General features: G+C 73.3%; 26 protein-coding genes and 1 pseudogene. 12 read left to right on the top strand and 15 right to left on the bottom strand.

What is annotated here, in order from left to right; translation table 11 throughout:
* Positions 1–17: 17 nt before the first annotated feature.
* Positions 18–1,589: an LPXTG cell wall anchor domain-containing protein gene (locus EV376_RS05915; protein ID WP_130321130.1), complete on the bottom strand. Its 1,572-nt coding sequence runs from the start codon at positions 1,587–1,589 to the stop codon at positions 18–20.
* A gap of 262 nt (positions 1,590–1,851) precedes the next feature.
* Here EV376_RS05915 and EV376_RS30740 point away from each other — a divergent pair, with 262 nt between their 5' ends.
* Together EV376_RS30740 and EV376_RS05925 are read left to right on the top strand one after the other, a co-directional pair.
* Positions 1,852–2,277 (top strand): sigma factor, encoded by a 426-nt coding sequence (locus EV376_RS30740; protein WP_486482869.1) that lies wholly within the window; start codon positions 1,852–1,854, stop codon positions 2,275–2,277.
* Entirely contained in the window at positions 2,163–2,546 is a 384-nt protein-coding gene (locus EV376_RS05925; protein WP_165437923.1) for a hypothetical protein, read from the top strand. The genes EV376_RS30740 and EV376_RS05925 overlap by 115 nt, the downstream gene beginning before the upstream one ends.
* A 61-nt stretch (positions 2,547–2,607) precedes the next feature.
* Here EV376_RS05925 and EV376_RS05930 read toward each other — a convergent pair whose 3' ends face one another.
* A complete protein-coding gene (locus EV376_RS05930; protein WP_130321132.1) occupies positions 2,608–2,820 on the bottom strand; it encodes a hypothetical protein in 213 nt (70 codons plus the stop codon).
* Positions 2,821–3,122: 302 nt separating this feature from the next.
* On the opposite strand from EV376_RS05930, the gene fbaA reads away from it, so the two are divergent.
* The gene (gene fbaA / locus EV376_RS05935; protein ID WP_130321133.1) at positions 3,123–4,145 is read left to right on the top strand and encodes a class II fructose-bisphosphate aldolase; all 1,023 of its coding nucleotides are present in this window, start codon (positions 3,123–3,125) and stop codon (positions 4,143–4,145) included.
* A 53-nt stretch (positions 4,146–4,198) separates the two neighbouring features.
* Here the strand turns inward: fbaA and EV376_RS05940 are convergent.
* A pseudogene (locus EV376_RS05940) lies at positions 4,199–5,442 on the bottom strand (LOG family protein).
* 227 nt (positions 5,443–5,669) lie between these two features.
* Between EV376_RS05940 and EV376_RS05945 the strand changes: the two are divergent.
* Positions 5,670–6,098: a DUF3151 domain-containing protein gene (locus EV376_RS05945; RefSeq protein WP_130321134.1), complete on the top strand. Its 429-nt coding sequence runs from the start codon at positions 5,670–5,672 to the stop codon at positions 6,096–6,098.
* A 21-nt stretch (positions 6,099–6,119) separates the two neighbouring features.
* Here EV376_RS05945 and EV376_RS05950 read toward each other — a convergent pair whose 3' ends face one another.
* Positions 6,120–8,216, bottom strand: a complete 2,097-nt coding sequence (locus EV376_RS05950) for a chromosome partitioning protein (protein ID WP_130321135.1) — start codon at positions 8,214–8,216, stop codon at positions 6,120–6,122.
* A 69-nt stretch (positions 8,217–8,285) separates the two neighbouring features.
* Positions 8,286–9,281, bottom strand: coding sequence for a hypothetical protein (locus EV376_RS05955; RefSeq protein ID WP_130321136.1), 996 nt, complete (start codon positions 9,279–9,281; stop codon positions 8,286–8,288).
* A 126-nt stretch (positions 9,282–9,407) separates the two neighbouring features.
* Between EV376_RS05955 and EV376_RS05960 the strand changes: the two genes are divergently transcribed.
* Entirely contained in the window at positions 9,408–10,721 is a 1,314-nt protein-coding gene (locus EV376_RS05960) for an adenylosuccinate synthase (RefSeq protein WP_130321137.1), read from the top strand.
* Positions 10,722–10,726: 5 nt separating this feature from the next.
* Here EV376_RS05960 and EV376_RS05965 read toward each other — a convergent pair whose 3' ends face one another.
* Both EV376_RS05965 and EV376_RS05970 read right to left on the bottom strand, forming a co-directional pair.
* Positions 10,727–11,452: a transposase gene (locus EV376_RS05965; protein WP_207228057.1), complete on the bottom strand. Its 726-nt coding sequence runs from the start codon at positions 11,450–11,452 to the stop codon at positions 10,727–10,729.
* A 45-nt stretch (positions 11,453–11,497) separates the two neighbouring features.
* Positions 11,498–12,388 (bottom strand): IS3 family transposase, encoded by an 891-nt coding sequence (locus EV376_RS05970; protein WP_130321138.1) that lies wholly within the window; start codon positions 12,386–12,388, stop codon positions 11,498–11,500.
* A gap of 268 nt (positions 12,389–12,656) precedes the next feature.
* Here EV376_RS05970 and EV376_RS05975 point away from each other — a divergent pair, with 268 nt between their 5' ends.
* Positions 12,657–13,745, top strand: coding sequence for an IS110 family RNA-guided transposase (locus EV376_RS05975; protein WP_130321139.1), 1,089 nt, complete (start codon positions 12,657–12,659; stop codon positions 13,743–13,745).
* On the opposite strand, the gene EV376_RS05980 is transcribed toward EV376_RS05975, so the two are convergent.
* On the bottom strand, positions 13,699–14,010 hold the full coding sequence (locus tag EV376_RS05980) for a transposase (RefSeq protein WP_165437959.1): 312 nt from the start codon (positions 14,008–14,010) through the stop codon (positions 13,699–13,701). The two genes, EV376_RS05975 and EV376_RS05980, sit on opposite strands and share 47 nt — an antisense overlap.
* Positions 14,011–14,599: 589 nt before the next feature.
* On the opposite strand from EV376_RS05980, the gene EV376_RS05985 reads away from it, so the two are divergent.
* The 4 genes from EV376_RS05985 (at position 14,600) to EV376_RS06000 (ending at position 18,470) form a co-directional block, all read left to right on the top strand.
* Complete coding sequence (locus EV376_RS05985; RefSeq protein WP_130321141.1) at positions 14,600–15,523, top strand: type IV toxin-antitoxin system AbiEi family antitoxin domain-containing protein; 924 nt, start codon at positions 14,600–14,602, stop codon at positions 15,521–15,523.
* 98 nt (positions 15,524–15,621) lie between these two features.
* Positions 15,622–16,872 (top strand): phosphoribosylamine--glycine ligase, encoded by a 1,251-nt coding sequence (gene purD / locus EV376_RS05990; RefSeq protein WP_130321142.1) that lies wholly within the window; start codon positions 15,622–15,624, stop codon positions 16,870–16,872.
* Positions 16,873–17,116: 244 nt separating this feature from the next.
* The gene (locus EV376_RS05995; RefSeq protein WP_486482528.1) at positions 17,117–17,638 is read left to right on the top strand and encodes a SigE family RNA polymerase sigma factor; all 522 of its coding nucleotides are present in this window, start codon (positions 17,117–17,119) and stop codon (positions 17,636–17,638) included.
* Positions 17,631–18,470, top strand: a complete 840-nt coding sequence (locus tag EV376_RS06000) for a hypothetical protein (RefSeq protein WP_130321144.1) — start codon at positions 17,631–17,633, stop codon at positions 18,468–18,470. Before EV376_RS05995 ends, EV376_RS06000 begins: the two co-directional genes overlap by 8 nt.
* A gap of 3 nt (positions 18,471–18,473) precedes the next feature.
* On the opposite strand, the gene EV376_RS06005 is transcribed toward EV376_RS06000, so the two are convergent.
* The 3 genes from EV376_RS06005 to EV376_RS06015 form a co-directional block, all read right to left on the bottom strand.
* Positions 18,474–20,036 (bottom strand): AMP-binding protein, encoded by a 1,563-nt coding sequence (locus EV376_RS06005; protein WP_130321145.1) that lies wholly within the window; start codon positions 20,034–20,036, stop codon positions 18,474–18,476.
* Between the two features lie 240 nt (positions 20,037–20,276).
* A complete protein-coding gene (locus EV376_RS06010; RefSeq protein ID WP_130321146.1) occupies positions 20,277–21,491 on the bottom strand; it encodes an acyl-CoA dehydrogenase family protein in 1,215 nt (404 codons plus the stop codon).
* 1 nt (position 21,492) lies between these two features.
* Positions 21,493–21,945, bottom strand: a complete 453-nt coding sequence (locus EV376_RS06015) for an SCP2 sterol-binding domain-containing protein (RefSeq protein WP_130321147.1) — start codon at positions 21,943–21,945, stop codon at positions 21,493–21,495.
* A gap of 68 nt (positions 21,946–22,013) precedes the next feature.
* Here EV376_RS06015 and EV376_RS06020 point away from each other — a divergent pair, with 68 nt between their 5' ends.
* Positions 22,014–22,652 carry a TetR/AcrR family transcriptional regulator gene (locus tag EV376_RS06020; protein WP_207228059.1) on the top strand — a complete coding sequence of 213 codons (639 nt, stop codon included), beginning with the start codon at positions 22,014–22,016 and terminating at the stop codon, positions 22,650–22,652.
* Between the two features lie 36 nt (positions 22,653–22,688).
* On the opposite strand, the gene EV376_RS06025 is transcribed toward EV376_RS06020, so the two are convergent.
* Complete coding sequence (locus EV376_RS06025; RefSeq protein ID WP_130328536.1) at positions 22,689–23,309, bottom strand: VTT domain-containing protein; 621 nt, start codon at positions 23,307–23,309, stop codon at positions 22,689–22,691.
* A gap of 288 nt (positions 23,310–23,597) precedes the next feature.
* Here EV376_RS06025 and EV376_RS06030 point away from each other — a divergent pair, with 288 nt between their 5' ends.
* Positions 23,598–23,900, top strand: coding sequence for a helix-turn-helix domain-containing protein (locus EV376_RS06030; RefSeq protein WP_486482529.1), 303 nt, complete (start codon positions 23,598–23,600; stop codon positions 23,898–23,900).
* A 27-nt stretch (positions 23,901–23,927) separates the two neighbouring features.
* Here the strand turns inward: EV376_RS06030 and EV376_RS06035 are convergent, their stop codons facing one another.
* The 3 genes from EV376_RS06035 to EV376_RS06045 are packed head-to-tail and all read right to left on the bottom strand — an operon-like array spanning position 23,928 to position 26,852.
* The gene (locus EV376_RS06035) at positions 23,928–24,533 is read right to left on the bottom strand and encodes a DedA family protein (RefSeq protein WP_130321149.1); all 606 of its coding nucleotides are present in this window, start codon (positions 24,531–24,533) and stop codon (positions 23,928–23,930) included.
* 55 nt (positions 24,534–24,588) lie between these two features.
* Positions 24,589–25,494, bottom strand: a complete 906-nt coding sequence (locus EV376_RS06040; protein ID WP_130321150.1) for a MaoC/PaaZ C-terminal domain-containing protein — start codon at positions 25,492–25,494, stop codon at positions 24,589–24,591.
* Positions 25,494–26,852, bottom strand: coding sequence for a 3-oxoacyl-ACP reductase (locus EV376_RS06045; RefSeq protein WP_130321151.1), 1,359 nt, complete (start codon positions 26,850–26,852; stop codon positions 25,494–25,496). The genes EV376_RS06040 and EV376_RS06045 overlap by 1 nt, the downstream gene beginning before the upstream one ends.
* Position 26,853: the final 1 nt, after the last annotated feature.

A 26,853-nucleotide genomic window follows, 5' to 3' on the forward strand; every position in this document is an offset into this window, starting at 1 on the left:
TGCTGTCGCGGGCTGGGTCAGGCCACGAAGCGGGTCCTCCGGCGGCGGGCCACCACGAAGCCGGCCGCGCCGGCGGCGAGCAGCAGGCCGCCGATCCCGGCCACCAGGGTGGTCGAGCCACCGGTGATCGGCAGGCTCGGGTCGTCGCCCTCGCCGCCGCCCTCGCCGCCACCGTCGCCGGTCGCGTTGACCAGGAGCTTGGCGGTGTCGTTGGCGGGCTTCAGGTCCTTGTAGAAACCGCCGTCGCACTGGCACGGCACGTTGACCTTCACGGTGCCGGCGGCGTTCGGGACGACCTCGTCGATCCGGAGCGTGAACTCGACGGTCTCCTCGTCGCCGGCCTTGATGAAGGTGGGGGTGTAGCAGAAGTAGCTCCGGGCCCCCGGCTCACCCGGCTCACCGAAGTCCTCACCCTGCCGGGGCATGCAGCTGTCCGGCACGCCGACCGCCGTGGCCCCCTGCGGGATCTCGACCGCGACGTACGTCACCGAGGAGCCGCTACGACCGCGGTCGAGGGTGGCCGGGCCGTTGTTGCGGAAGCCGACGGTCGCGACCACCTCGGCGCCCTTGTCCCCGGAGAGCCGGGCACCGATGGCCGCCAGGTCGGTGCTGTTGTTGCCGGTGACCGTCACCGCGAGGTGCGACCAGTTGTTCTCCGGGTCGGTGTCGGCCTGCACCCCGCGAGCCTGGGCCTTGCCGCTCTGGGCGGTCAGCGTGAGCTTCCCGCCGGTGCCCGGCTTGCCGGCCGTGACGCCCCGGCTGGCCAGGTACGCCTCGAAGTCCTCCAGCTCGGCCCCGGTCAACCAGAGAATCTCGCCGTAGGCGAAGCCGGGCGCGAAGGTGTCCGCCCCGAGTGCGTGGGCGAGGGTGCTGCCGTAGGTGGTGCCGGGCGCCAGCTCCTCGTCGAACCGGCACGAGCGCAGCCGGTCGCCGTCGTAGCTGCAGTTGCTGTACTGCTTGTCGGCCCGGATGGCGTAGTCGTTGTAGAAGAAGACGGCGGCGCCGTCAGCGGTCGTGTCACCGGTGTTGCTGACCGTCAGCGGGCTGGTGAACTTCTTGCCCGGCGCGGCGGAGATCTCGGTGGGTTCGCCGGCCGCCAGGTCCACGCCCTCGCCGACCCGGACCTTCGCGTCGTGGGTGACGGGTGCGAAGCCCTTCGCGCTGAAGCTCACCTTCAGCACGCCCTCGTCACCGTCCTTCGCGGCGTCGGTGGGAGCGAGGACCACCTGGAAGGCGCCGCCCAGGCCCCACTCGTCGATGCCGACCTCGAACGGCGTGACGCAGAGCAGGACGTTCGGCTCGGGCGTGGTGCACTCGCTGGACTGGCTCTCCGAGGTGACCGCCACCTTGCCGGCCAGGTCGCGGTAGTCGTACCGGATGGTCACGTCGTGCAGGACCACCGGCTTCGAGCTGTAGATGATCGAGCCGTCGATCTTGCCGGCGGAGTTGGCGGCAATGGTGGTGTCAGCGAAGTAGACACCGAGCTTGACGTCGGTCTCCTCGGCGACGGCGGGGGTGGCGGAGGCGGCGACGAACGCGCCTGCGACGCCGAGCCCGGCGAGCCAGCGCCGGGCGGAGTGCTTGAACATGGGGATTCCTTCGGGTGGGGGTTCACCAAGGATGGCCAGCGGATCTTAAGCAGCCGTTAAGGAACCCGCTGCCCCGGTGACCGTTCGCCAGGGGGGTGCGGGCCGAACGGATGATCAGGTGCACCGGAACGGGTCGGTCGACCGTCACGGTCCGTGTCCGTTCCGGCGCTTGTCGTCCGGGTCACCGGCAACCGCAACGATTCGCTCGGCCACGCCCGTCAACACAGCGACAGGAAAGCGGAGATGGGTGAGCGTGAGGAATGTGCCCGGCGAGCCCGGCGTCGGGAACGAGAGGCGGATCTTGACCTACGAGGAGTTCGCCGACGCGCGGCTGGCCGCCCTGCTGCGGTACGCGGTCATGCTGACCGGGGATCCGCACCAGGCACAGGACCTGGTCCAGGAGACGATGGTCCGGGTCCAGCTCAACTGGCGGCGGGTGGCTCGGGCCGACGCGCCCGAGCGGTACGTCCGCCGGATGCTCACCAACCAGTACGTCGACTGGCGCCGCGGGTCGCCGTCCACACCGACCGGGTCTTCCCGGCCGGCTGCCAGCGGCTCGGCGGAGCCGCCGCCGTGGACTTGCTGCGCCAGCGGCGGACGCTGCCCGACGGCGCCCACGACCGGGACCGGGTGGCCCAGCGCTACGCCGCTGGCCTGCTCCGCCGGGCCGCCGAGCGGGACGTGCTGACCGATCCGCTGCGGCTGCTGGACCTGGTCCGGGCCGCCGACCTCGTGGTCGCCGGTGCCGGCGACCTGGCCGATCTCGTCGGTGTGCTGCCGGAGCTGGGGTCGACCGAGCCGGTGGGGCTCAGCCTTCCGGTCCGGGAGACGACCCGGCCGGTGTGGCGGATGGCGCTGGACCCGCGGCACGGGCCGGCATTCCTGACGGCACTGCGGGAGGACCGGCTGGCGGAGTGGGCGTCGCGGCACCCCGACGCGGTCAATCCCGCCCGCTGAACCGGTCCGGCCGGTGCCGCCCGTCCTCCGGGTGGCACCGGCCGGTCGTCCGGTGGGCGGCCTAGCGGTAGTCGTCCTCGTCGCCGGCGACCACGCGGGCCTGCTCCATCGCGTCCCAGTCGTCGACCTCCAGGCCGCGATGGGGCTCGACGTCGAGCTCCCCCGGGTCGACGACGGTGGCCTGCTCCACCGCGTCGGCCGGCTCCGCCTCCAGGTCCCGCTCCTCCGGAGCGAGGTGGTCGCTCGGGGCGAAGTCCTCGTCGGGCTGACCCATCGTCCCTCCCTGGATCTCGTGCGGACAGCTACTCACCCAACCGTACGGGCTCCGCCCCGGCCCCGCTCGGAGCCGGGGCGAACCGGGCAGCCCGCCGGTAAGCGGGAACAGGCCCCCGGCCCGCCACCCCGTGCCACGATGGGGACCTGGGCTCCCGGAGCTGAGCTGACCGCGCGCACCGGGCCGGTTGTGCCGACCGCCACGAACTACGGGATACTGCCGGCGGTGGACAGCGCAGTCCGGCGCGCCCAGGACAAGAGCGGCCGGCGACGGCCGAGAGCGGTAAGTAAGGAGCGTTCGACATGCCCATCGCTTCCCCCGAGGCCTATGCGGAGATGCTGGACCGCGCCAAGGCAGGCCGGTTCGCGTACCCCGCGATCAACGTGACCTCCTCGCAGACCCTCAACGCCGCGCTGAAGGGCTTCGCCGACGCGGAGAGCGACGGCATCATCCAGGTCTCCACCGGCGGCGCCGAGTACCTGTCCGGCCCCTCGGTGAAGGACATGGTCAGCGGCGCGACCGCCTTCGCCCTGTACGCCCGCGAGGTGGCGAAGAACTACCCGGTGAACATCGCTCTGCACACCGACCACTGCCCGAAGGAGAAGCTGGACAAGTTCGTCCGGCCGCTCATGGGCGTCTCGCAGGAGCGGGTGAAGGCGGGCGAGGAGCCGCTGTTCCAGTCGCACATGTGGGACGGTTCGGCGGTCCCGGTGGCGGAGAACCTGGAGATCGCCGAGCAGCTCCTCGACGAGGCCGCCAAGGGCAAGATCGTCCTCGAGATCGAGGTCGGCGTGGTCGGCGGCGAGGAGGACGGCGTCGAGAACGCGATCAACGAGAAGCTCTACACCACCGTCGAGGACGGCCTGGCGATGGTCGACGCGCTCGGCCTCGGCGAGAAGGGCCGCTACATGGCGGCGCTGACCTTCGGCAACGTCCACGGTGTCTACAAGCCGGGCAACGTCAAGCTCCGTCCCCAGGTGCTGCACGACATCCAGGTGGCCGTCGGCGCCAAGTACGGCAAGGACAAGCCGCTCAGCCTGGTCTTCCACGGCGGCTCCGGCTCGCTGCTCTCCGAGATCCGCGAGGCGCTGGACTACGGGGTGGTGAAGATGAACATCGACACCGACACCCAGTACTGCTTCACCCGCCCGGTCGCGGACCACATGTTCCGCAACTACGACGGCGTGCTCAAGGTCGACGGCGAGGTCGGCAACAAGAAGATGTACGACCCGCGGGTCTGGGGCAAGGCCGCCGAGGCCGGCATGGCCGCCCGGGTCGTCGAGGCCTGCGAGGCCCTGCGCTCCACCGGCACGAAGATGAAGTGACGCGCTGACGCGTACGGCGGCCGGCTTCCCGACGGGAGCCGGCCGCCGGCCGTTCAGGCTCCGGTGAGCAGGCGCACCGCCTCGTGCACATCGTCGGTCAGGGCACGGTCGACGAGAGGTCACCGAACGGCGAGGCGGCCAGCAGCGGCTTCAGCAGTGACTCCACCGCCAGCTCCCGGGTCCAGTACGCGCGGTCGAGGAACACGTACGCCCCGCTCGCGCCGTCGGTGCCGTAGTAGGTCTTCGTCGCCGCCTGGAACACCTCCTGGACGGTGCCCGCCCGGCCCGGCGCGAACACGATCCCGCCACGGGCCAGCCGCAGGATGGTGTCCTCGCGGATGGCGTTGGAGAAGTACTTCGCGATCCGGCCCGCGAAGAGATTCGCCGGCTCGTGCCCGTACAGCCAGGTCGGGATGGCGAGCCCGCCGCTGCGCGCCCAGTCCAGCTCCCCGGTGGCGAGGATGGCCGAGTCGGCCCGCGACCGGTCGGCCGGCTCCCCGGAGCCGGGCGGCGGCAGCGACGGCCCGAACCGCTCCCGGACGCGCAGCGCGGCCGCGGTGTAGCGGTCGTGGTCGGTGAAGTCGGGTGCCTCCGCCAGCAGGCCGATCGCCGCGTCCAGGTCACCGTCCGGCCGCAGGGCGAGGTACGCGCCGAGGTTCGCCGCCTCCATCACCCCGGGTCCACCGCCGGTGACCACCAGGCGGTCGGCGCGGGCCAGCTCGCGGCCCAGCACGGCCGCCATCCGGTACGGCGTGCTTCCGCGCGGCACCGCGTGCCCGCCCATGATGCCGACCACGGACTGGGGGCCGTGCGTGGCGAGCCACGCCCGGGTGGCATCGGCGAGGGCGTTGTCCACCCCGTGGTCGTGCAGCCGCTGGCCGAGCGCCTCCCGGACGTCCGGCAGCGCCCCGCCGTGCGCGCGGAAGTGCGCGTAGACCCGGGTGTCGTACATGCCGGCGAAGCCGTCCTCGGCGAACCCGGCGGCGAGGTCCTCCGGGGTGTAGAGGTGCGACGGTTGCGTCGGGTACGGCAGCCCGGAGAAGGGCGGCACCACGTTCGCACCGCGCCGGACGAGGTCGGCCCCGACGTCGCGGGAGGCGAACCGGCAGCCGACGAAGAGCGTGCCGGCGACGGTCACGGCGGTGAGGTCCGGGGGATCGAGGTCGAGCCGGAGCCCCTGCACGGTCAGCCCGGCCAGGCTGCCGGTGGCCAGCCGCCGGTCGAACTCCGTCCGGGTCTCGACCTCGTCGGTGCAGGTGTGCGGCTCGATGACGTCCGCGGGAGGTGGGGTCGGCACCGGATCATCCTGCCCCGGCGGGGCAAGCTCGTAACGGGCAGGAGCCCGGTGGCTCGCCACCGGGCTCCTGCGGGACCGGCTCCTGGGGAGGCTCCGGACCAATAGTTGTAGTGGAAAAGATCCCGGACCGGCATGGGCCGCGAGCGTGACCAACTCCTCACCCGTTCAGCCAACCGGGTCGGCCAACCCCCTCGCATGTGGTGCTCGGAAGCGGGTTGAATGGGGCGATGCAGAACCTGTTGCCGGAGCCACCCGCCACCCTCCTGCCCGCGAACGACGAGGCGGAAGCTGCCCTTGGCGCCGCCGAGAAGACCGGCGGCGACGAGGCCTTCGCCGAGGTGGCGGCAGGCTTCCCGACGTTCAGCGCGGCCTGGGCCGCGCTGGCGGCCCGCGCGTTGGCGGAGGGTCAGGTCGTCGCGGCGTACGCGTACGCCCGCACCGGCTACCACCGGGGCCTCGACCAGCTGCGCCGCAGCGGCTGGAAGGGGCACGGTCCGGTGCCGTGGTCGCACGAGCCGAACCGGGGCTTCCTGCGCTGCCTCTACCTGCTGTCCCGGGCGGCCGACGCCATCGGCGAGGCCGACGAGGCGGCCCGCTGCGCCCAGTTCCTGCGCGACTGCGACCCGGCCGCGGCGGACGCGCTGGCGAGCAACTGACCCGCCCGGCGCCGGCGCGGGTCAGAGGCCCTCGGCGACCGCTGCGGCGATCTTGAGCCAGGCGTCCCGGGTGGCCGCGGAGAGGGCCCCGTAGCGGATCGGCTCGCCGGTGTCGATGAGCCGCTCGTACGGGGCCAGCAGCACCGCCCGCGTCCGCGCCGAGAAGTGCTCCTGGATCGCCGGCAGGTCGATCTCCTTGCGTGACGGTGGCATCGAGACCACGCTCACCGCCTGCCGGACGAGCCGCTGCCGGCCGCTCTGCTCCAGGTGGTCGAGCATCCGTGCGGCCGTCTCGGCCGAGTCGTTCCGGGCCGACATGGTGACCACCAACTGGTCGGTGGCGTCCATCGCGGCCTGCCAGTTCTGGGCCCGGACGTTGTTCCCGGTATCCACGAAGATCAGCTTGTAGAAGCGGCTGACCACCTCGCGGATCTCCGCGAACGCCGCGGCGGTGAGCATCTCGCCGCCGGTGGCCGACTCGTCCGACGCGAGCACGTCGAACATCCCCTCGCCCTGCGACCGGACGTACTGGGACAGGTCGCCGACCCGCCCGTGGGAGCCGTGGAACTGGCCCAGGTCGCGCAGCAGGTCCCGCACCGTGCGGGCGTGGAAGTCCTGCTGGGCGCGCATGCCCAGGGTGCCCTGCGTCTCGTTGTTGTCCCAGGCCAGCACGTAGCCGCCGCGCTTCTGGCCGAAGGTCATCGCGAGCAGCAGGATGGCGACGGTCTTGCCGGCGCCGCCCTTCGGGTTGACCACGGTCACCTGCCGCAGCCCGCCGAAGTTGCGGCGGACCATCTCGATGTCCCGCCGCAGCTCCTGCTCGTGCCGGCCGGGCGGCAGGCGCAGACCCATCCTGTTGGCCACCGCCCGTACGCCCATGGTGGCCACCGGGTCGGCCGGGCGCACCTGCCGGCGCCGGGCGAAGTCCTCCGCGGTCGGTGGGGCACCGGCCTCGGGGCTCCAGCCCGCCTGCGGGTACGCGGCCGGCGCCGGCGGGTGCTGGGCCGGCGGCGCGTCCTCCGGTGCCGGGTAGTGGCCGGGCTGTGCCACCGCGCCCTGCTGCCAGGCCGGCGGGTACCAGCCGGGCTGGGGTGGGAACGGACCGGGGGGCGGAGGTACGGCCGGCGTCTCGGCGGCGCCCGGCGCCGCGGGAACGGCCTCTGTCGGCGCGGCCCAGGCCGGAGCGGCCGGCGGGAGCGGCGGCCCGGTCTCGGCCGTGCCGGTCTCGGCGGTGTCGGTGTCGGTGTCGGCGGGCGCGGGCCGCTGCGGGGGCTGCGCCCAGGGCGACTCGGCCGCCGGCCGGCCCGCCGCGCCGCCGTCCGACCCGGTCGACCCGGTCGACCCGCCGTCCGACCCGGCCGAGCCGTCGACGTCCGGTGAGCCGTCGGCCGCGTCGGCAGTCACCGTGCCCGGCCCGCCGGCGCCGGGCTGCTCGCCCCGGCCCGGGGCACCCGACGCCGGACCGGTCGGATCGAGGCTGAACGGCTGATCGAGGTCGACGCCGGTGGTCTGCCCGGGCCGGGGCGCCGGCACGGCACCGCCGGCCGGGCCGGCGCCGCCGTCCTCGACGGAGGCGGCTGGTGCGGGCAGGCCGGGGCCGGCCGCCGGGAGGGTCCGGCCGGTGTCGTTCGGACCCGCGGCCCCGGCCTGGCCCGGAACGGGAGGCGGTGGAGGCACCGACGTGGGCGGAGCCCACTGGACCTGGCCGGCGCCGGGGGCCCAGCCGGACGTGTGCCCGCTCGGGCCCCAGCCGGGCACCGCACTCGCGCCGCCCGGCACCGGGCCCGGCGCGCCGTACGCCGGATCGGGTTCCCCGTACCCCGGGACGGGCGTGCCGGTCGCGGCCTGCGCCGGGCCGGCCGGGTCGGCGTTCGGGTCGGGTGCCCAGGCACGGGCGGCTCCGGGCGGGCCGATCATCGCCCAGCCGCCCGGGACGGGCACGCCGCCGCTCAGCGCCGGGTGGTCGGCCGGTGCCGGCTGACCGGGAATGCCCTGCGGCGGCGCGGGCGACCAGGACGGCGGCTCGACCTGGGCCGCCGGCCACAGTGGTTCGATGTCCCGCTCCGGCACCGGCTGCTCGCCGGACGCGTACGACCGGTCGGTGTTCTCGTCCACCACGGTTCCTCCCCATTCCTCCTGCCGAGGATAGGCCCCCGCTGCGGCCGGGTCGGGTCGCCGGGGCGGCCGTCAGGACGTCCAGACCGCCCAGGCGCCCGGCTCGATCCACCAGGACCGCTTGCGCTTCAGCTCGCCCTCCGCGCCGTCGTCGAGGAACGGGACCGTCCCCTCGCGTGGCACCACGGCCACCGCCCGGCCACGGGCACGGCGGACCTCGAGGCGTACCCGCCTGCGGCCCCAGCGGGACCGGGTCACCACCGGGACGGCCACCGCGACCTCGACCCGGCCGTCGGCCGGATCCGGGGCGGCGAGCAGCGCCACGTCGTCGAGGTGGGCGTACCCGCCGGCGTTGCCGATCGCGCACGCCAGCAGCGGCTCGCCGCCGTCGGAGAGGATCGTGTCGTCCACCTCGACGCGGCCCCGCCAGTGCAGCGGTCGGCCCTGCTCGTCGGCCGCGCCGAGCAGCGCGCCGTCCAGCGTCACCGAGCCGCCGTCGTTGCGCAGCAGGTCCAGCCGGCGCGGGGCGCCGTCCAGCACCGCGGCCGCCACCGCCGCCGGCTCGCGGGGCAGCCCGAGCTGCGCCGCCAGGTCCCGGTGCGGGCCGCCCCGGGCCGGGTCGAGCGGCAGTACGCCGACCGGCGGCAGGTCCGGCACGGTCCGGTTGGCCGCCAGGTCCGCCGGGCGGCGGCTCGGCGGTGGGGCGTACCGCCGGACCAGCCGGCGTAGGACGGCGCGCAACTGTGCGTCACTGGCCGTGGCGACGACGAGCCGGGTCTTGGAGTCGGGGTCGGGCCAGCTGAGGCCGTCCGGCCGGGGCGGGCCGTCGAGGCGGGCCAGCACCTCGTCGATCTCCGCGTCCGAGTGGGCGGTGACCGTCTCGACCCGTGCGCCGCGGGCGGTGAGCGCATCGGCGCAGGCCAGCACCGGTACGCGGGGGGTGTCGCAGCGGTCGGCCGCCGGGCCGTCGGCGGTCTCGCCCGCGCCACCACAGCAGGAGTCGCCGCTGCCGCAGGCCGCCGGAGCGTCCCGCTCCGAGCCCAGCGTGAGCAGCACCACGTCGTACACGGGTCGCAGCCTCCTGCCTCTCGGCGCGAACCCCTGCCGGCCGCGCCGTCACTACTTGTTAGCCTGACACCCCGGGCTCGCTGACCGGTCGCCACCTGGCACCCGAGCCTTCTGGAGGCTGAGAAGATGCCAGCGATCGTGCTCCTCGGTGCCCAGTGGGGCGACGAGGGCAAGGGCAAGGTTACCGACCTGCTGGGTGGGCGGGTCGACTACGTCGTGCGCTACTCCGGCGGCAACAACGCCGGCCACACGGTCATCACGCCGGACGGGCAGAAGTACGCGCTGCACCTCATGCCGTCGGGGGCCCTCTCGCCCAGCGCGAAGATCGTCATCGGCAACGGTGTGGTGGTCGATCCGAAGGTGCTGCTCACCGAAATCGACGGCCTCGCCGAGCGTGGCGTGGACGTCTCCCGGCTGCGGATCTCCGGCGACGCGCACCTGATCATGCCGCACCACCGGGCGCTGGACCGGGTGGTCGAGCGCTACCTCGGCTCGTCCCGGATCGGCACCACCGGCCGCGGCATCGGCCCGGCGTACGGCGACAAGGTCGCCCGCATGGGCATCCGGGTGCAGGACCTGCTCGACCCGGGGATCCTCCGCAAGAAGCTGGAACTCGCGCTGCGCGAGAAGAACCAGATCCTGTTCAAGGTCTACAACCGCAAGGCGATCGACGTCGAGGCCACCGTCGAGGAGTACCTGGGGTACGCCGAGCGGCTCAAGCCGTACATCGCGGAGACCCGGGCGATGCTCTGGGACGCGCTGGACCGCGGCGAGACCGTGCTGCTCGAGGGCGCCCAGGCGACCATGCTCGACATGGACCACGGCACCTACCCGTTCGTGACCTCGTCGAACCCGACGGCCGGCGGTGCGTGCGTCGGGGCGGGTGTCCCGCCGACCGCGATCACCAAGGTGATCGCGGTGAGCAAGGCGTACACCACCCGGGTCGGCTCCGGGCCGTTCCCGACCGAGCTTTTCGACGACGCCGGCCAGCACCTGCGCAAGATCGGCCACGAGTACGGCACGACCACCGGCCGGGAGCGCCGGTGCGGCTGGTTCGACGCGGTGGTCGCCCGGTACGCCTGCCGCCTCAACGGCGTCACCGACCTGGTGATCACGAAGCTTGACGTGCTGACCGGCCTGCCGAAGGTGCCGATCTGCGTCGGGTACGAGATCAACGGTCGCCGGGTCGACGACATGCCGATGACGCAGACCGACTTCCACCACGCCACCCCGGTCTACGAGGAGCTGGACGGCTGGTGGGAGGACATCACCAAGGCCAGGACGGAGTCCGAGCTCCCGGACGCCGCGCGCCGCTACGTCGCGAGGATCGAAGAACTCTGCGGCACCCAGGTCTCCGTGGTGGGCGTAGGCCCCGGCCGAGAAGAAAACGTAATCCGCCACCCCCTCCTCCCTGATACGAGAATCGGGCGGTTGTGGTGATCGGGTCAGGCTGGTTGTGCTGGGTGAACCGTGACGTGACAGCCGAGTTGGTGGAGCTGTTCGATTAGTCGTCGGGTTTGCCGGGCCTTGGCATGTGGGTTGAGTCGTTCGGTGAAGTGTTCGGCGCCGAGATCGTGGTAGGTGATGTCGCGGCTGAGCATGATCCAGGCGGCGGTCAGGACGGAGTGTCCGACGGCGACGAGGGCGCGTTTCTTTCCGCGTCTGCTGGCGATGCGCCGGTAGCGGGCGGACAGGTAGGTGCCTTTGGTGCGGGCAGCGGACACGGCGACCTGCCCGAGGACGGCCTTGAGCCAGGGGTCGCCGTGGCGGGTGCGGCCGGGTTTGTTGGTGGCTCCGGACTGGTTGTTGCCGGGGCACATTCCGGCCCATGAGGCCAGGTCGGCCGCGGTGGGGAATCGGGTCGGGTCGGCGCCGATCTCGGCGAGGATCACCTCGGCGGCTCGGCCGCTGGCGCCGGGGATGGTGGCGATCAGGTTGAGTTGGCGGCGAAAGGGCCGCACCTGCTGGTCGATCTGCGTGCTGAGCCGTTGCTCCATCGCCACGCAGGCGTCGATGCGGTCGAGCATGGCGCGGGTCAGGAACGCGTGGTGGGTGGTGAACCGGCCGGTCAACGCCTCGCTCAGCAGGGGGCGTTTGCCGCGCATGCTGCCCAATGCCAACTCGGCCAACACGTGCGGGTCGCGTTCTCCGGCGATCAGTGCTTCCAGCATCGCCCGGGCGGACTTGTCAATCCCCCGGAATCGTGGAGGACTCCGTTATGCGGCTTCGGCTCCTCGAGCCTGGGCCATGAGTCGCTCGTAGTCGATCGGTGACATGCCGTCGCAGGCGCTGTGACGTCTACGGGCGTTGTAGAAGTCGACGATCCAGGTGGCGATCTTGATACGGGCTTCGGCGCGGGTGCGGAACCGGTGCCGGTGGATGTATTCGACCTTGATGGTGGAGTTGAACGCCTCGGCCGCGGCGTTGTCCAGGGCGCAGCCGACCCGGCCCATGGACTGCAGGATGCCCAGCCGGCGGCAGGCGGTGGCGTAGTCGGCGGCGGTGTACTCACTGCCGCGGTCGCTGTGGAAGATCACCCCGTCGATGGTGCCGCCGCGGGTCGCGGCGGCCATGGACAGCGACGCGGTGGTCAGGTCCGCGTCGTGGTGGGCGCTCATGGCGTAGCCGAGCAGCCGGCGGGAGTACAGGTCGATCACGGTGGACAGGTAGAGCTTGCCCTCATCGGTGGTGATCTCGGTCAGGTCGCCGCACCACAGCAGGTTCGGTGCGACGGCGGTGAACTGCCGCCGGACCCGGTCCGGCGCGGCCGGCCGTTTGCCCTGCTTGGTGAGGCTGCGCCGCCGGCGCGGGGTGCGGCCGGCCAGGCCGAGGGCGGCCATCCGCGCGGCGACGGTGTTCTCCCCGACCCGCCAGCCGGCCGCCCGCAGGTCCAGGGTGACCCGCGGGGAGCCGTAGGTGCCGCCGGAGGCGTCGAAGCTGGCCCGGATCGCCCCGTCCAGGTCGGCCTGCCGCTGCCGGCGGGCGGTCAATGGACGATCGCGCCACTTGTAGAACCACGACTGCGACAGCCCCAGGGCGCGGCAGGTCACCGCGTGCGGCACGCCGTGCTCGGTCCTCTGGGAGGCGACGAACGCCGCAACGCTCACTTCGTCGCCTCCTTGACCCACAGGACCACAGATCGCTTGAGCACTGTGAGGATGGACGGGTGCCGCCCGGCGGCGGGGTTTGACTCAGCTTGAGACTGGCCCTGCGGGTGCCTTCGTGATGACCCGTCGACCTCGCTGCGGGTGGCACCGACCCGGCCGGGCGTGGCTGTGTCCCGATAGGGGCCTCGCCGATGGGCACCGTCACAGTCCTGACCACCGCGTCCGGTCGACGTCACCGCCTTGACCCCGCACCGAAGGAATCCCCGGTTTGTCCACCGTCACCTCGACCGATGCCACCGCCGTGGATGAGGAGATCATCCTGGGCGTGGACACCCACAACGACACGCACGTCGCCGCGGTGATCACCGTGCTGGGCGCCCTGCTGAGCACCCGCGCGTTCCCCACCACCACCGCCGGATACACCGACCTGCTGGCCTGGGCCAGCGAGCACGGCCGACTGCTGCGCGCCGGCGTGGAGGGCACCAGCTCGCACGGCACCGCCCTGACCCGGCACCTGCACCGCAACGGCGTGCAGGTCATCGAGGTCAACCGGCCCGACCGCGCCACACGACGCCGGCGCGGCAAGACCGACGCGATCGACGCGGAGAACGCCGCCCGAGCAGTGCTGTCCGGTCAGGCCACCGGCCTGGCTAAAAGCGGCGACGGCGCCGTCGAGATGATCCGCATGTTCAAGATCGCCAAGGACTCGGCGGTCAAGGCCCGCACCCAGGCCATCAACCAACTCAAGGCCGTGCTGGTGCGCGCCGACCCGACGCTACGCGAGTCACTCGACGGCCTCGGCCGCGTCGCGCTGATCCGCGCATGCGCGACCCTGCCCGGCACCACCGAACACAGCACCCACGCGGCGACCACCACCGTCCTGCGCAGCCTGGCCCGCCGCGTCCTCGCCCTCACCGACGAGACCCGCGCCCTGCAACAGCAGATGAGCAGCGCCGTCGCCGCCTGCGCGCCGCAGCTGCTCGACCAGTACGGCGTCGGCCCGGACACCGCCGCGGCGCTGCTCATCACCGCCGGCGACAACCCCGACCGGCTGACCAACCAGGCCGCGTTCGCCGCCCTCTGCGGCGTCAACCCCATCGAGGCGTCGTCGGGCAAGACCCGCCGCCACCGCCTCAACCGCGGCGGCGACCGGCGCGCCAACAGCGCCCTCTACACCATCGTCCTGACCCGACTCGGCCGCGACCCACGCACCCGCGACTACGCCACCAAACGGGCACACGAGGGCAAATCAACGAAGGAGATCATCCGCTGCCTGAAACGCTACGTCGCCCGCGAGGTCTTCCCCCTCATCACCGCAGCCCTGCCACCAGCGACAACACCGAACCCGGCGACTTGACAACCATAGGGGCGTCGTCGCGCTCCATCGCCAACTCGGCGTTCTCCCGCCGCAACCGGACAAGCTCCGCGCGCTCGTCTTCATCCAACCCACCGGCGGCGCCCTCACCACGGGCCCGCCGGTCCTGCGCCACCCAATTGGCAAGGGTGCCGTCGTTGATCCCCAGGTCCCGGGCCACCTGTGCGATCGGCTTGCCCGTCTCCCGGACGATCCGCACGGCGCCCTCGCGGAACTCCCGGTCGAACCGTCTCCTCTTCTCAGCCATGACCATCTATCCCCTTAGGTCTGGCCTCCACGCTATCGGGGGAACCTCACGCAGCGTTCGTGGACCACATCCATCGCCGCCGCCCTCCTTCCCACACCGGGCAACGAACCGCCGGCGGGGACCTCACAGGGCGAAGAGTCTGATACGCGTGCTCGAAGCAACAGTTCCGGGTGCCTGTCGATCAGATCCCCAGCGTCCTACTAACCCACGGGCTCGAACAGCGCCAAGAGGATACGACGTCAGCCGGACGGCCCTAGCCCGATTTTCACCCGCTCAGGGTCGCGCCACCAAGGCGCACGCACTACTAACCCCGCCCACCCCCACCCCCACCCCCACCCCCACCCCCACCCCCACCCCCACCCCCACCCCCACCCCCACCCCCACCCCCACCCCCACCCCCACCCCCACCCCCACCCCCACCCCACCCCGCCCCGTCCGCGTTGATCAAGAAGTTTTGGCCATGGTTCTGGCCCGGAAGTGACGGAAACTTCTTGATCGACGCCGGGGGCGGGTTTGGGGTGGAAGGGGTTGTCCACAGGGTTGTCCACAGGGGTGGCGCGGTGCGGTCAAGCTTCGCGACGGTCGGGGGGTGGGTGATCTCGATCGAGTGCTCCGGGTGGCCGCCAGGCAGGACGGTGTCGTAACCGCCGGGCAGGCACTGGCGGCGGGCTTCAGCCGGGAGCAGATTCGTAGCCTGTGCCGCTCCCGCCGCTGGGTCCGCGTCGGGCGGGGCTGTTTCCTGCCGACGCCGGAGGTGGGCTCGATCGCGCTGCGGCGGGCACGGATTCGGGCGGCGGTCACGAGTCTGGGCCCGGGGGCGTGCGCGGTGCTCGACACGGCGGCGGAGCTGCACCGCATCGCCGGCCTTCGACCAGCGTCGATGATCCACGTCTCGGTGCCTCCCGACCGGCCGCGGCCGCAGCGGCTCAGCGATCCGGACGTCGCCGTGCACCAGCTGACGATCGAGCCGGGGGATGTGCGGGACATGGCGGGTCTCCCGGTGACGACTCCGGTGCGGACGCTCGCCGACGTGATCCTCCGGGTGGACCGTTACGCCGCTGTGTGTGTGCTCGACTCGGCGCTGAATCGCCAGCTCGTCGCGGAGGCCGATCTGGCCGTCGTCGCGAGTCTGCTGATCGGGCGGCGGGGTGCCGTGGCCGCCCGGAAGCACCTCACCGAGACGGACGGCCGGGCCCAGTCGCCGTTGGAGACTCGTACGAGGCTCCGCTGCGTGGACGGCGGCGTGCCGCCCGACGTGCTGCAACTCGAGGTGCGCGACGACGACGGCTACCTGCTCGGTGTCGGCGACCTCGGATGGCGTGCGGGCCGGGTCATCGCTGAGGCCGACGGGCGGGATCCGCACAGCAACCCGGCGGCGGTGTTCGACGACCGGATGCGCCAGAACCGGCTGATCAACGCGGGCTGGCGGGTGCTCCGCTTCACCTGGTCCGACACGCTACGCCCCGACTACATCCCGGAGACCGTCAAGAACGCCCTCCGCGCTCGCTGGTAACCCCGTTGATCAAGAGGTTTTGGTGTGCCCCGCGGCTGGATCGGGACGAAAACTTCTTGATCAACGGGGCTGCGGGTGGGGGTCGGTAGGATCCCTCCGTGCGGGTTCTTCTTCTTGGTGCAGGCGGGCGGGAGCATGCCCTCGCGCTCGGGCTCAACGCGGATCCGGGTGTCACGGCGTTGGTCGCCGCCCCGGGAAATCCGGGGATCGCGGGGCTGGCCGAGATCCGGAGTGTCGACCCGGTCGACCCGGCGGCCGTCGCGGCGTTGGCGGTGGAGGTCGGGGCGGACCTGGTCGTGATCGGGCCGGAGGCGCCGCTGGTCGCCGGGGTGGCCGACGCTGTACGCGCCAAGGGCATCCCCGTCTTCGGCCCGTCCGCCGAGGCCGCCCGGCTGGAGGGCTCCAAGGCGTTCGCCAAGGAGGTGATGACCGCGGCCGGGGTGCCGACCGCCCGCGCGTACACCTGCACCGACCCGCGGACGGTTCAGGAGGCGCTCGCCGACTTCGGCCCGCCGTACGTGGTCAAAAACGACGGTCTCGCCGCCGGCAAGGGCGTCGTGGTCACCGACGACCGGACGAAGGCCGAGCAGCACGCGCGGGAGTGCGGTCAGGTCGTGATCGAGGAGTACCTCGCCGGCCCCGAGGTCTCCCTCTTCGTGGTCACCGACGGCGAGGCCGCCGTCCCGCTGCTGCCCGCTCAGGACTTCAAGCGCGTCGGCGACGGCGACACCGGCCCGAACACCGGCGGCATGGGCGCGTATGCGCCGCTGCCGTGGGCCCCACCGGGCCTGGTCGACGAGGTGATGCGGGACGTGGTCCACCCGACGCTGGCGGAGATGCGCCGTCGTGGCACCCCGTTCTCCGGGCTGCTCTACGTGGGTCTGGCCCTCACCGCCGCCGGCCCCCGGGTGATCGAGTTCAACGCCCGCTTCGGCGACCCGGAGACGCAGGTCGTCCTGGCGTTGCTCGAGACGCCGCTCGCCGGGCTGCTGCACGCCGCCGCCACCGGCACGCTGGCCGAGCATCCGCCGCTGCGCTGGCGCGACGGCGCGGCCGTCACCGTCGTGGTCGCCGCCGAGGGCTACCCGGCGAAGCCGCGTACCGGCGACGTGATCAACGGGGCGGAGCAGCCGGGCGTCATCCACGCGGGCACCGCCCGCCGGGCCGCCGACGGCGCGTTGCTCTCCGCCGGGGGCCGGGTCCTCTGCGGTACGGCCACCGGCCCCGACCTCGCCGCCGCCCGCAACGCCGCCTACGACCTGGTACGCGACATCGACCTGCCCGGTTCGCACCACCGCACCGACATCGCCGCCGCCGCGGTCGACGGCCGGATCGCCGTTCCCGGCTGACGCGGCCGGGCGCTCACCGACGGCCGGATCGCCGTTCCCGGCTGACGCGGCTGCTGGCGGCCCGACCCGTGGGTCGGGGCCATCCCAGCCGGGGTCGGAGCGCGTCCCGGCGTCGACCGCGGCCGAGGGACGGACGTCGCGGAGAGCGTGCGTCCCGCGCGGGGCGGTGGCCGCCTCGGAAAAGATGCGCCGGGCCAGGCAACCTGCCACCCGCTCGCCTCCGTTTGAGTCGTGAGGCGAGGAGGTGGCGGGGTTGCCCGTCGACATCGAGGGATACCGCGAGTACGTCGGTGCGCGGCTGGAGCCGCTGCGCCGCACCGCGTATCTGCTCTGCGGTGACTGGCACACCGCCGACGATCTTGCGTCTGCGGCGCTGGTCAAGCTGCTGCGGCACTGGCGGCGCGTGTCCGGCATGGACAGCCCGGATGCGTGGCTGCGGCGTACCCTGCTGCGGGTCTGGCTGGACGAGCGGCGCCGCCCGTGGCGGCGCGAGGCATCCTGGGCCGACGTGCCGGACGCGATGGTCGGCTCGGGCAGCGACGGCGTCACGGACCGGCTGACCCTCCTCGCGCTGCTGGGCGAGCTGCCGCCGCGCCGTCGCGCGGTGCTCGTGCTGCGGTACTTCTGCGACCTGTCGGTCGAGGAGACCGCCCGCGAGCTGGGCTGCACCGCCGGCACCGTGAAGAGCCAGACCGCCCGGGCGATCGAGACCCTGCGGGACCGTCTCGGGCCGGTCGCAGCCGAGGAGGCGAACAACCGTGGATGACCTGTCCCGGCGGATGCGCGTGGCGGTCGCCGACCCGCCGCCCACCCGGGTGGACCTGGACGCCCTGATCGAGGCCGACGTGCGGCGCCGGCGGCACCGGTGGTGGACGGCGACCGGCACCGGGGTGGCCGGCGTGGTGGCGGCCGTGCTGGTGGTGCCGGCGCTGGTGGCCGGGTCGACCGGCACGCCCGGCCCGACCACCGCCGGACCGCTTCCGACCACGTCCGCCGCCGCGCCGCTCTGCGACTCGGTGACGCCGAAGCCCAGCGGGCCGCAGCCGCCGTTGCAGTCGCACGACACGGTTCGGCCCCGCCCGACGGAGCCGACGGCGGAGGCCGTCGCCCGGTTGACGGCCGCGCTCCGCGACCTGCTCGCGGTCCGGTTGCCCGCCGACGTCGGCGTCGAGTCGGTGCAGCCGGGGTGCAGCGGCCCGCAGTTCCAGTTCCACCCGAGCTACCGGGAGTACGCGGCGGTCGGTGAGCTGCGCCGCGGCGACGAGTCCGGCTGGTTCACGGTGCGGGTCGCCCCACGACCGGCCGCCGACGAGGCGACCTGCGAGTTCGCGCCCGACTCCCGCAACTGTGACCGGGTGGTCCACCCGGACGGGACGATCTCGGTCTTCAGTCGCATGCCACTCGGCGACGGGTTGATCCAGCAGTCGGTGTCGGTGTTCCGGCCGGACGGCACGCTGGTGTCGGTGATGACCCAGAACGGCCGGATCAAACCGGCCGGCGACGAGGTCGTCACGACGGTCACCGCCAAGGAGCCGCTGCTGACCGGCGATCAGATGACCGCGGTCGGCCGGGCACCGGAGCTGACGCTCTACCCCTGACCGTCAGTCGTAGTACCGGCGCAGTTCCCGGGTGAGCACCTTGCCGGTCGCGTTGCGGGGCAGATACTTCACGAGCACCACGTCGCGCGGCACGGAGAACCGGGCGAGGTAGCGCCGGACGTACTCGCGGACCGCCTCCGGGTCCAGCGTCTCGCCGGGGTGCGGGGCGAGGAAGGCGGCGAGCCGCTGGCCGTACTCCTCGTCCGGCACGCCGATCACGGCCGCCTCCCGTACCTGGGGGAGTTGGCCGAGGAGGTGCTCAACCTCGGACGGGAACACGTTCTCCCCACCGGAGACGATCATGTCGTCGGCGCGACCGTCGACGAACAGCAGGCCGTCGGCGTCGAGTCGGCCCAGGTCGCCGGTGTTGACCAGGCCGTCGCGGCGTTCCCGGTCGGCGCCGGAGGTGTAACCCTCGAAGAGCATCTCGTTGCCGACGAAGATCCGCCCGACCTGCCCGCGCGGCACCGGCGCGCCGGTCTCGTCGAGGACGGCCACCCGGGTGCCGTGCGGCGGCCGCCCCGCGGTGGTCGGTGCGGCGCGCAGCTCCTTCGGGCCGGCGATCGAGGCCCAGGAGACCTCGGTGGAGCCGTACAGGTTGTAGAGGACGTCGCCGTAGGTGTCCATGAAGGCGGTGGCGAGGCCGCCGGGCAGCGCCGACCCGCTGAGCGCGACCGCCTTCAGCCCGGGCCGTGGCTCGGGCGGCGGCACCTCCATCAACCGTTGCACCATCACGGGTACGGCGAACAGCGCGTCGCACCGGTGCGCCACGACGGCGGCGAGCGTGGCGGCCGGGTCGAAGCGCCGGTGCAGCACCACGGTGGCGCGGAGGGCGAAGCAGATCTGGAGTGCGGCGAAGCCCCAGGTGTGGAAGATCGGGGCGGCGATCAGCACCCGGTCCCGGACGTGCAGCGGGATCCGGTCGATGATGGCGACCAGCGGGCCGAAGCCGTGCGGGGTGGGCCGCCGGGCGCCCTTCGGCGCCCCGGTGGTTCCCGAGGTGAGCACGATGATCCGTCCGTCGCGTTCCGGTGGGGCGAGTTCCCCGGGCAGGGCGTTGGCGACGAGGTCCTCGCGGCTGCGCTCGTCGACGCGGGGCAGCTCGTCGGGGAGGCCGAGCAGCCGTTCGGCGAACTCGTCGTCGTGGACGAGCACCCGCAGCCGCTGCTCGTCGGCGACGGTGGCGAGCTGGGTGGCGGACAGGCCGGTGTTGACCAGCACGGCGTCGACGCCCAGCACGGTCGCCGCGACGATCGTCTCGATCAGGCCGTGGTGGTTGCGGCAGAGCACCCCGATCCGGTCCCCGGCCTGCAGCCGGTGCGTGGCCCGCAGCGCCCGGGCCAGCGCCTCGGCGCGGCCGAGCAGCTCGGCGTACGTCAGGTGGTTGCCCTGTTCGTCGATGACGGCGGTGCGGCCGGGGTCCCGGGCGGCGGCTTGGCGCAGCTCCCCGGCGAGACTGAAACCCCACCGCCGCAGCGCGTTGAGCTGGGCCGCGACGCGGACCGGACGGCCGGGGGTGAGCAGCCCGCGCCGGGTGAGGGTGGTGACGACGAACGGCAGGTCCATGGGGGTGGGCCTCCTTCGGCGGTACGCGAAGGGCTCCCGGTTGCCGGGGGCCGTAGGGCCTGTGTCGAAGCCCCTGGCCGGCCTGCGGCGGGCCCAGACGACGACCGGCGGCGTCGGGGATTCGTCCGGATACCGGTGTTGTATGCGGACGAATCCCCGCCTTGCCGGATCGCCGCCTCCGCCTCGGCTCGGCCGAGGACTTCGACGCAGGCCCTCAGCGTGCTTCTTCAGGCGTGCCGGTCAGCGGATCTGCATCCCGGAGATGGCCCGGGAGATGACGAGCCGTTGGATCTCCGAGGTGCCCTCGAAGATGGTGTAGATCTTGGCGTCCCGGTACCAGCGTTCGACCGGGTGGTCGCGCAGGAAGCCGGCACCGCCGAGCAGCTGCACCGCCTTGTCGGTGACCGCGACGGCGACCTCGCCGGCCTTGAGCTTCGACATCGAGCCTTCGCCGGCGGCGAACGGCCGGTTGTTGCGCCCCATCCAGGAGGCCCGCCAGACCAGCAGCCGTGCGGCGTCGATCTCCATCTTCATGTCGGCGAGCGCGAACGCCACCGCCTGGTTCTCGATGATCGGCCGGCCGAACTGGACCCGCTCCTTCGCGTAGTCCAGGGCGTACTCGTAGGCGGCCCGGGCCACGCCGAGCGCCTGCGCGCCCACGGTGGGCCGGGACAGCTCGAAGGTCCGCATCGCAGCCTGCCCGGAGACCCGTTGCCCGGAGCGGGCGCGCGCCAGCCGCTCGTCCAGCGCGTCCTTGCCGCCGAGGAGGCAGCGCCCGGGCACGCGTACCCCGTCGAGGAAGACGTCGGCGGTGTGCGACGCGCGCAGGCCCAGCTTGCGCAGCTTGCGGGTCGCGCTGAGCCCGGCGGTGCCCGGCGGTACGACGAACGCGGCCTGCCCCCGCGACCCCAGCTCGGGGTCGACCGAGGCGGTGACCACGTGCACGCCGGCGATGCCGCCGTTGGTGGCGTACGCCTTCTGCCCGTTGAGCACCCACTCGTCGGCGGCCTCGTCGTAGACCGCGCGGGTGCGCATCGCGCCGACGTCCGAGCCGGCCTCGGGCTCGGTGGTGCAGAACGCCGCGACGGCGGGGGCGTCGATGTCGCCGAAGCACTGCGGCACCCACTCGACGAGCTGGTCGGGGGTGCCGGCGCCGTAGATGGCGGCGACGGCGAGCGAGGTGCCGAAGATGCTCAGGCCGATGCCGGCGTCACCCCAGAAGAGCTCCTCGCTGGCGATCGGCAGGGACAGGCCGGTGGGGTCGGCCCAGCAGGTCGCGAGGAACTCGAACCCGTAGAGCCCGACCTTGGCCGCCTCCTGGATGATCGGCCAGGGCGTCTCCTCCCGCGCGTCCCACTCGGCCGCGGCCGGGCGCACGACCTCGGCTGCGAAGCCGTGCACCCAGTCGCGGAGATCCCGCTGTTCCTCGGTCAGGTCGAGCGAGAACTCGGGCATCTCAGGCCTTGGGGATGTCGAAGAGGTTCGCGATGTTGGCGGCCAGGCCGAGGTCGCCCTTGGCCTTCAGCTTGCCGGTCATGAACATCATGACCGGGTTGGCGCCGCCGGAGACGGTCTTGAGGAACTCGACCGGACCCATGGTGAGGCTCAGCTTCGGGTCGTGCTGCGGGGTCTCGTTGACCGTGCAGGTGCCGTCGGCGATGACCACCTCGTAGGTGTCGGTGCCGCCGTCCGGGCGGCCGGTGATGTTCCAGTGGATGACCGCGTTGGTCGAGCCGGCCCGGTCGGCGCGGAACAGCTGCGGCATCCGGCCGAAGACCTCGCCGAGGATCTTGCCGCGCAGGTCGCCGGCCATCACCTCGGCGATCTTGGCGTCGGGGGTGGACTTGACCAGCTGCGCGAACTCCTTGGGGCCGACGTTGGCGAAGTTGGCCGGGTCGAAGTCAGTCATGCGTTGGCACCTTCCGGGTATTGGCTACTCGTGCGTAACCCTACGCACGAGTAGGTATGCTCGCAAGGGTGTCCAGCTCCCCGCCCTTCAAGCGCCTGCCCCGGGCCGTCCGCGAGCAACAGATGCTCGACGCGGCCGTCAAGGTCTTCTCCCGGCGGGGCTACCACGCGGCGAGCATGGATGAGATCGCCGACGACGCGGGCATCTCCAAGCCCATGGTGTACGCGTACCTGGGCACCAAGGAGGAGCTCTTCGTCGCCTGCCTGCACCGCGAGGGCACCCGGATGATGCAGGCCATCGCCGGTGCCGCCGCGCCCGACCTGCCGGCCGACGAACGGCTCTGGCACGGCCTGCGCGCCTTCTTCGGGTTCGTCGGCGCGCACCGGGACGGCTGGGCGGTGCTCTACCGGCAGGCCCGCGGGGAGCAGCCCTTCGCCGGGGAACTGGCCGCTATGCGCGGCCGGATGGTCGAGGTCGTCGCCGGGATGCTCGGCCACGCGCTGCGCGCCGAGGGGCGTGAGGTGCCCGAGACCGAGCTGGAGGTCGTCGCGTACGCCCTGGTGGGGGCGACCGAGTCGCTCGCCGACTGGCTGGCCGACCACCCCGAGGCCGACCCGGAGAAGACCGCCACGCGGATGATGAACGTCGCCTGGCTGGGCGCCGGCCAGCTCCTGGCGGGCACCACCTGGCGCCCGCCCTCGGGGTAGGGAAGGGCCCTCCTTGACGGCTGCTGAAAGCGGAGCTCACCGGCGGGCCGCGACCGGCGGCCGGACCCGGCGGGCGCGGGTCCAGCGCACCGTCTCGACGACCCCGGTGACCGTCACCGCCAGGCCGAGACCCAGCAGCAGCCCCCGGACCGGGTCCCGTTCGAAGGCGAGCCCGCCGAGGTAACCGACCAGTGCGGAGTAGACGCCCCAGGTGCCGGCGGCGAGCGCGTCGAACGCGAGGAACCGTCGCCGCGAATAGCGGGTGGCCCCCATCGTCATCGTCACGGCAGTCCGACCACCCGGGATGTAGCGCGCCACGGTGAGGATCAGGCCGCCGCGTACGGCGATGCCCCGGGCGGCCCACGCGAACGCCGTGCGCCCCCGCCCCTGCCGGGGCAGCCGGGCGAGCAGCCGTCCACCCCCGTGCCGGCCGACCGTGTACGAGACGTGGTCGCCGACCAGCGCGCCGGCCGCCGCCACCGCGATCACCGCCCACAGTTCGGGTCGCCCGCCGGCTGCGAACACCCCCGCGGTGATGACCGCGGTCTCGCTGGGTACCGCCGGGAAGAAGCCGTCCACCACCGCGATCGCGAAGATCGCCAGGTAGACCCAGGGCGAGGACATGGTCTGGTGCAGCAGGTCGAGCGCGGAATCCATGATCTCGATGCTGGTCGCGGAGCCGCCGCCGGCCATCGGCCGATGGTCACCGCGCGCCCGCTACCTAAGTAGTCTTTCGGCCCTGAGCCGGCCTCCGGGCTCACCCGGAGGCCGCCGGCACGGCCACCCGGAGGTGTCCCCCCTCGCCGGCCGGCGGCAGGCCGACCGGCCGGGCCGGGTCTAGGCTCGCGCCGTGACGTTCCGCGCCGCAGAGGTGCGGGGGCAACTGCGACGGTAGGCGCCGCTCCTGCTCGCCGTACTCGTCTCCGCCGGGATCTGGCCGCCGCGGTGCGGGCGGCGGCGGGCGGCAACGCGATGCTCGCCCCCACCGTGACCCGGCGGCTGATCGACTCCTTCGCGGAGCGGGGACCGGCCCGGCGGGAAGCCGCCCGGCGGCGGCTCGGACCGCTGACGGCCCGGGAGCGGGAGATCGTGCGGGGGGTGGCGCGCGGGCTTGCCAACGCCCAGATCGCCCGGCGGCTGACGATGAGCGAGGCCACGGTGAAGGCGCACGTGAGCCGGGCGATGGCGAAGGTCGGGGTGACGAACCGCGTGCAGTTGGCGATCCTGGTCCACGACGCCGACGGGTGAGGACCGGCCTTTTCCCGGCCGGGCAGCTCACCGGCCCGCCGCCACCCGGTGCCGGACCCGGCGGACCACCTCGATCAGCAGCGTGACCACCACCGACAGGCCCAGCCCGGCCAGTACGGCCCGGAGCGGGTCCTCCTGGAAGGCCAGCCCGCCGAAGTAGCCCAGCAGGACGCAGTAGAGCGCCCAGCTCAGCCCCGCGACCGCGTCGTAGGGCAGGAACCACCGGAGCGGGTAGCGCAGCGCGCCCATGGTCAGCGTGACGGCCGTCCGGCCGCCCGGCAGGTACCGGGCGCTGGTGAGGATCAGACCGCCGTGCCGGCAGACCGCCCGCCGCGCCCACTCCGAGCTGGCCCGCCGTCGGCTCTGCTCGGGCAGGCGGGTCAGCCGGCGCGCGCCGCCACCGCGCCCGATGGCGTAGGAGACGTGATCCCCAGCGACGGCACCGAGCGCGGCCGAGGCGACCACCGCGACCAGGTTCGGCTCACCGCCCATGCCGAGCACCGCCGCGGTGATCACCGCCACCTCGCCGGGCACCACGGGGAAGACCGCGTCGGCCGCGGTGAGCCCGAACAGCAGCAGGTACACCAGGGGCGAGGTGACCAGGTGCCGCAGCAGGTCGAGCACGGACTCCATGCCCTCATGCTCTTGGGGCGAGTGGCAACCGGGGGCCCTTCCTAGCCAAAAGGCGTCAAGAAGGGGCCCTTCCTTCCTCGCGGACGGTGCCGAGCAGGTGCGGGCGGCCCCGCGAGTCGTGCAGCGCGAAGTCGCCGGCCGCGGTGCTGCTGAAGCTGACCGTGCTGGGCAGCGGCAACGGCAGCTTGAACGCCACCTCGACGGTGTACGCGTCCGGCAGCCGGTTCTCCAGCGCGGCCAGGCACCGGGCCTTGCTCCACATGCCGTGCGCGATCGGGCGCCGGAACCCGAACAGCCGCGCGCCGAGCCGCGAGGTGTGGATCGGGTTGTGGTCGCCGGAGACCCGCGCGTAGGCCGGGCCGACCGCGGGCTCGACGCGCCAGCGCGCGGAGCCGGCCGGAGCCGGGGGCCGCTCGCCCCGGTCGCGCCGCTCACCGCCGCCGGGCGTGCGCGCCCGACCGAGGTACGTGGAGACGCCGCGCCAGACCTCCTCCCCGCCGACCGAGCCGATCAGCATCACGTCGAGCTGCCGGCCCCGCTCGTGCGGGCGCAGGTTCTCCGCGTACGTGGTGAAGTCGAGCTTCTCGTCGGCGCCGATCGGCCGGTGGACGGTGATCCGGTTGCCGACGTGCACCACACCGGTGAGCGGGATCGGGAAATCCGGCGCGGTCATCAGGCGCAGCGCCAGCGGGAAGCCCATGATGTGCGGGAACGTCGCCGGCAGCCGGTCGGTGAGCCGGAATCCGCACACCCGGTCGTAGGCGGCGAGGTGCGCCCGGTCGACGGCGACCCCGTCGACGCAGAGCTCGACCGCCGGCGGGTGGGCGGCGCGCCGGCCGCCGAACCCGGGCAGCGCGCCGAGCAGCGCCCGGCGGTACAGCGCGCCGGCCGCCGGCACCTGCGGCAGCTGGACGCGGTTCCGGGTGATGGACGTGGCCGGTTCCCGGCTGCTCTCCGCCATCACGCCCCCAACAGACTCTGGCCGCAGACCCGGACGACGTTGCCGCTCACCGCGCCGGTGGCCGGCCAGGCCAACCAGCCGATCGTCTCGGCGACGTCGGTCGGCAGCCCGCCCTGGGCCAGGCTGTTCATCCGCCGGCCGGCCTCGCGGATCATCAGCGGGATCCGGGCGGTCAGCCGGGTCTCGATGAACCCGGGAGCGACCGCGTTGACGCTGATCTGGCGTCCCCGCAGCGCCGGGGCGAGTGACTCGACCAGGCCGATCACACCCGCCTTGCTGGTGGCGTAGTTCGTCTGCCCGCGGTTGCCGGCGATCCCGGCGATCGAGGAGACCGAGACGATCCGGCCGCCGGCCGGGATCAGCTCCCGTTCCAACAGCACGTCGTTGATCCGCTCCTGGCTGGACAGGTTGACGTCGAGCACGGAGTCCCACCGGTCGGCGTCCATCCGGCCGAGCGTCTTGTCCCGGGTGATGCCGGCGTTGTGCACGACGACGTCGACCCGGCCGTGCCGGGTGGCCAGGTGGTCGGCGAGCCGGGCCGGCGCGTCCGGCGCGGTCAGGTCGAGCTGGACCGCGGTCGCCCCGATCTCGTTCGCGACCCGCGCCAGCTCGTCGCCGGCGGCCGGGATGTCCAGGGCCACCACCTGGGCGCCGTCCCGGGCGAGGACCCGGGCCAGCGCCGCGCCGATCCCCCGCGCCGCGCCGGTGACCAGCACGATCTGCCCGTCGAGCGGGCGGTCCCAGTCCGCCGGCGGCTCCGCACGCCCGGCACCGACCCGGATCACCTGACCGGAGACGTATGCGGACCGCCCGGAGAGCAGGAACCGGAGGGTGGCCTCGAGGCTGGTGGTCGTGCCCTCGTCGCCGGCGCGGGTGACGTGGACGAGTTGGGCGGTGACGCCCCGGCCGAACTCCTTGCCGATGCTGCGGGTCAGCCCTTCGAGGGCGCGCTGTGCGGTGGCCTCCCGGGGGGACGGGCACTCGGCGGGCGGGGTGCCGAGCACGATCACCCGGCCGCTGGGCTGCACCGACCGGGCGTTCGGGTGGAAGAAGTCGTACAGCTGCCGCAGCCCGGTCGAGTCGGTGATGCCGGTGGCGTCGTACACCAGGGCGGCGAAGCGCGTCTCGGCGTCGTTGCCGGCGGCCGGGTCGCGCAGCTCGACCCCGGCGGCGGTGAGGATCTTGCCGACCGGCTCGGCGAGGCGGCCACCGGCGGCGGCGCCGAGCAGGACGGGCCCGGGAACGAGGGGGTCGCCGGGGCGGTGCCGGCGCAGTCGCGGAGGGTCGGGCAGCCCGAGGCGCTTGACCAGCGCGCGGCCGGCCCCCGTCTGGACGAAGCTCGCGTACCTGTCGGTCATA

The sequence above is a fragment of the Micromonospora sp. CNZ295 genome (assembly GCF_004217535.1).

Coding starts and splice junctions, on each gene's coding strand:
- EV376_RS05945 (WP_130321134.1), top strand. CDS start 5,670: ATGCAGAACCTGTTGCCGGAGCCACCCGCCACCCTCCTGCCCGCGAAC.
- EV376_RS06045 (WP_130321151.1), bottom strand. CDS start 26,852: ATGACCGACAGGTACGCGAGCTTCGTCCAGACGGGGGCCGGCCGCGCG.
- EV376_RS06040 (WP_130321150.1), bottom strand. CDS start 25,494: ATGGCGGAGAGCAGCCGGGAACCGGCCACGTCCATCACCCGGAACCGC.
- fbaA (WP_130321133.1), top strand. CDS start 3,123: ATGCCCATCGCTTCCCCCGAGGCCTATGCGGAGATGCTGGACCGCGCC.
- EV376_RS05915 (WP_130321130.1), bottom strand. CDS start 1,589: ATGTTCAAGCACTCCGCCCGGCGCTGGCTCGCCGGGCTCGGCGTCGCA.
- EV376_RS05980 (WP_165437959.1), bottom strand. CDS start 14,010: ATGGCTGAGAAGAGGAGACGGTTCGACCGGGAGTTCCGCGAGGGCGCC.
- EV376_RS06010 (WP_130321146.1), bottom strand. CDS start 21,491: ATGCCCGAGTTCTCGCTCGACCTGACCGAGGAACAGCGGGATCTCCGC.
- EV376_RS06015 (WP_130321147.1), bottom strand. CDS start 21,945: ATGACTGACTTCGACCCGGCCAACTTCGCCAACGTCGGCCCCAAGGAG.
- EV376_RS06035 (WP_130321149.1), bottom strand. CDS start 24,533: ATGGAGTCCGTGCTCGACCTGCTGCGGCACCTGGTCACCTCGCCCCTG.
- EV376_RS05965 (WP_207228057.1), bottom strand. CDS start 11,452: ATGCTGGAAGCACTGATCGCCGGAGAACGCGACCCGCACGTGTTGGCC.
- EV376_RS05930 (WP_130321132.1), bottom strand. CDS start 2,820: ATGGGTCAGCCCGACGAGGACTTCGCCCCGAGCGACCACCTCGCTCCG.
- EV376_RS05960 (WP_130321137.1), top strand. CDS start 9,408: ATGCCAGCGATCGTGCTCCTCGGTGCCCAGTGGGGCGACGAGGGCAAG.
- EV376_RS06025 (WP_130328536.1), bottom strand. CDS start 23,309: ATGGATTCCGCGCTCGACCTGCTGCACCAGACCATGTCCTCGCCCTGG.
- EV376_RS06005 (WP_130321145.1), bottom strand. CDS start 20,036: ATGGACCTGCCGTTCGTCGTCACCACCCTCACCCGGCGCGGGCTGCTC.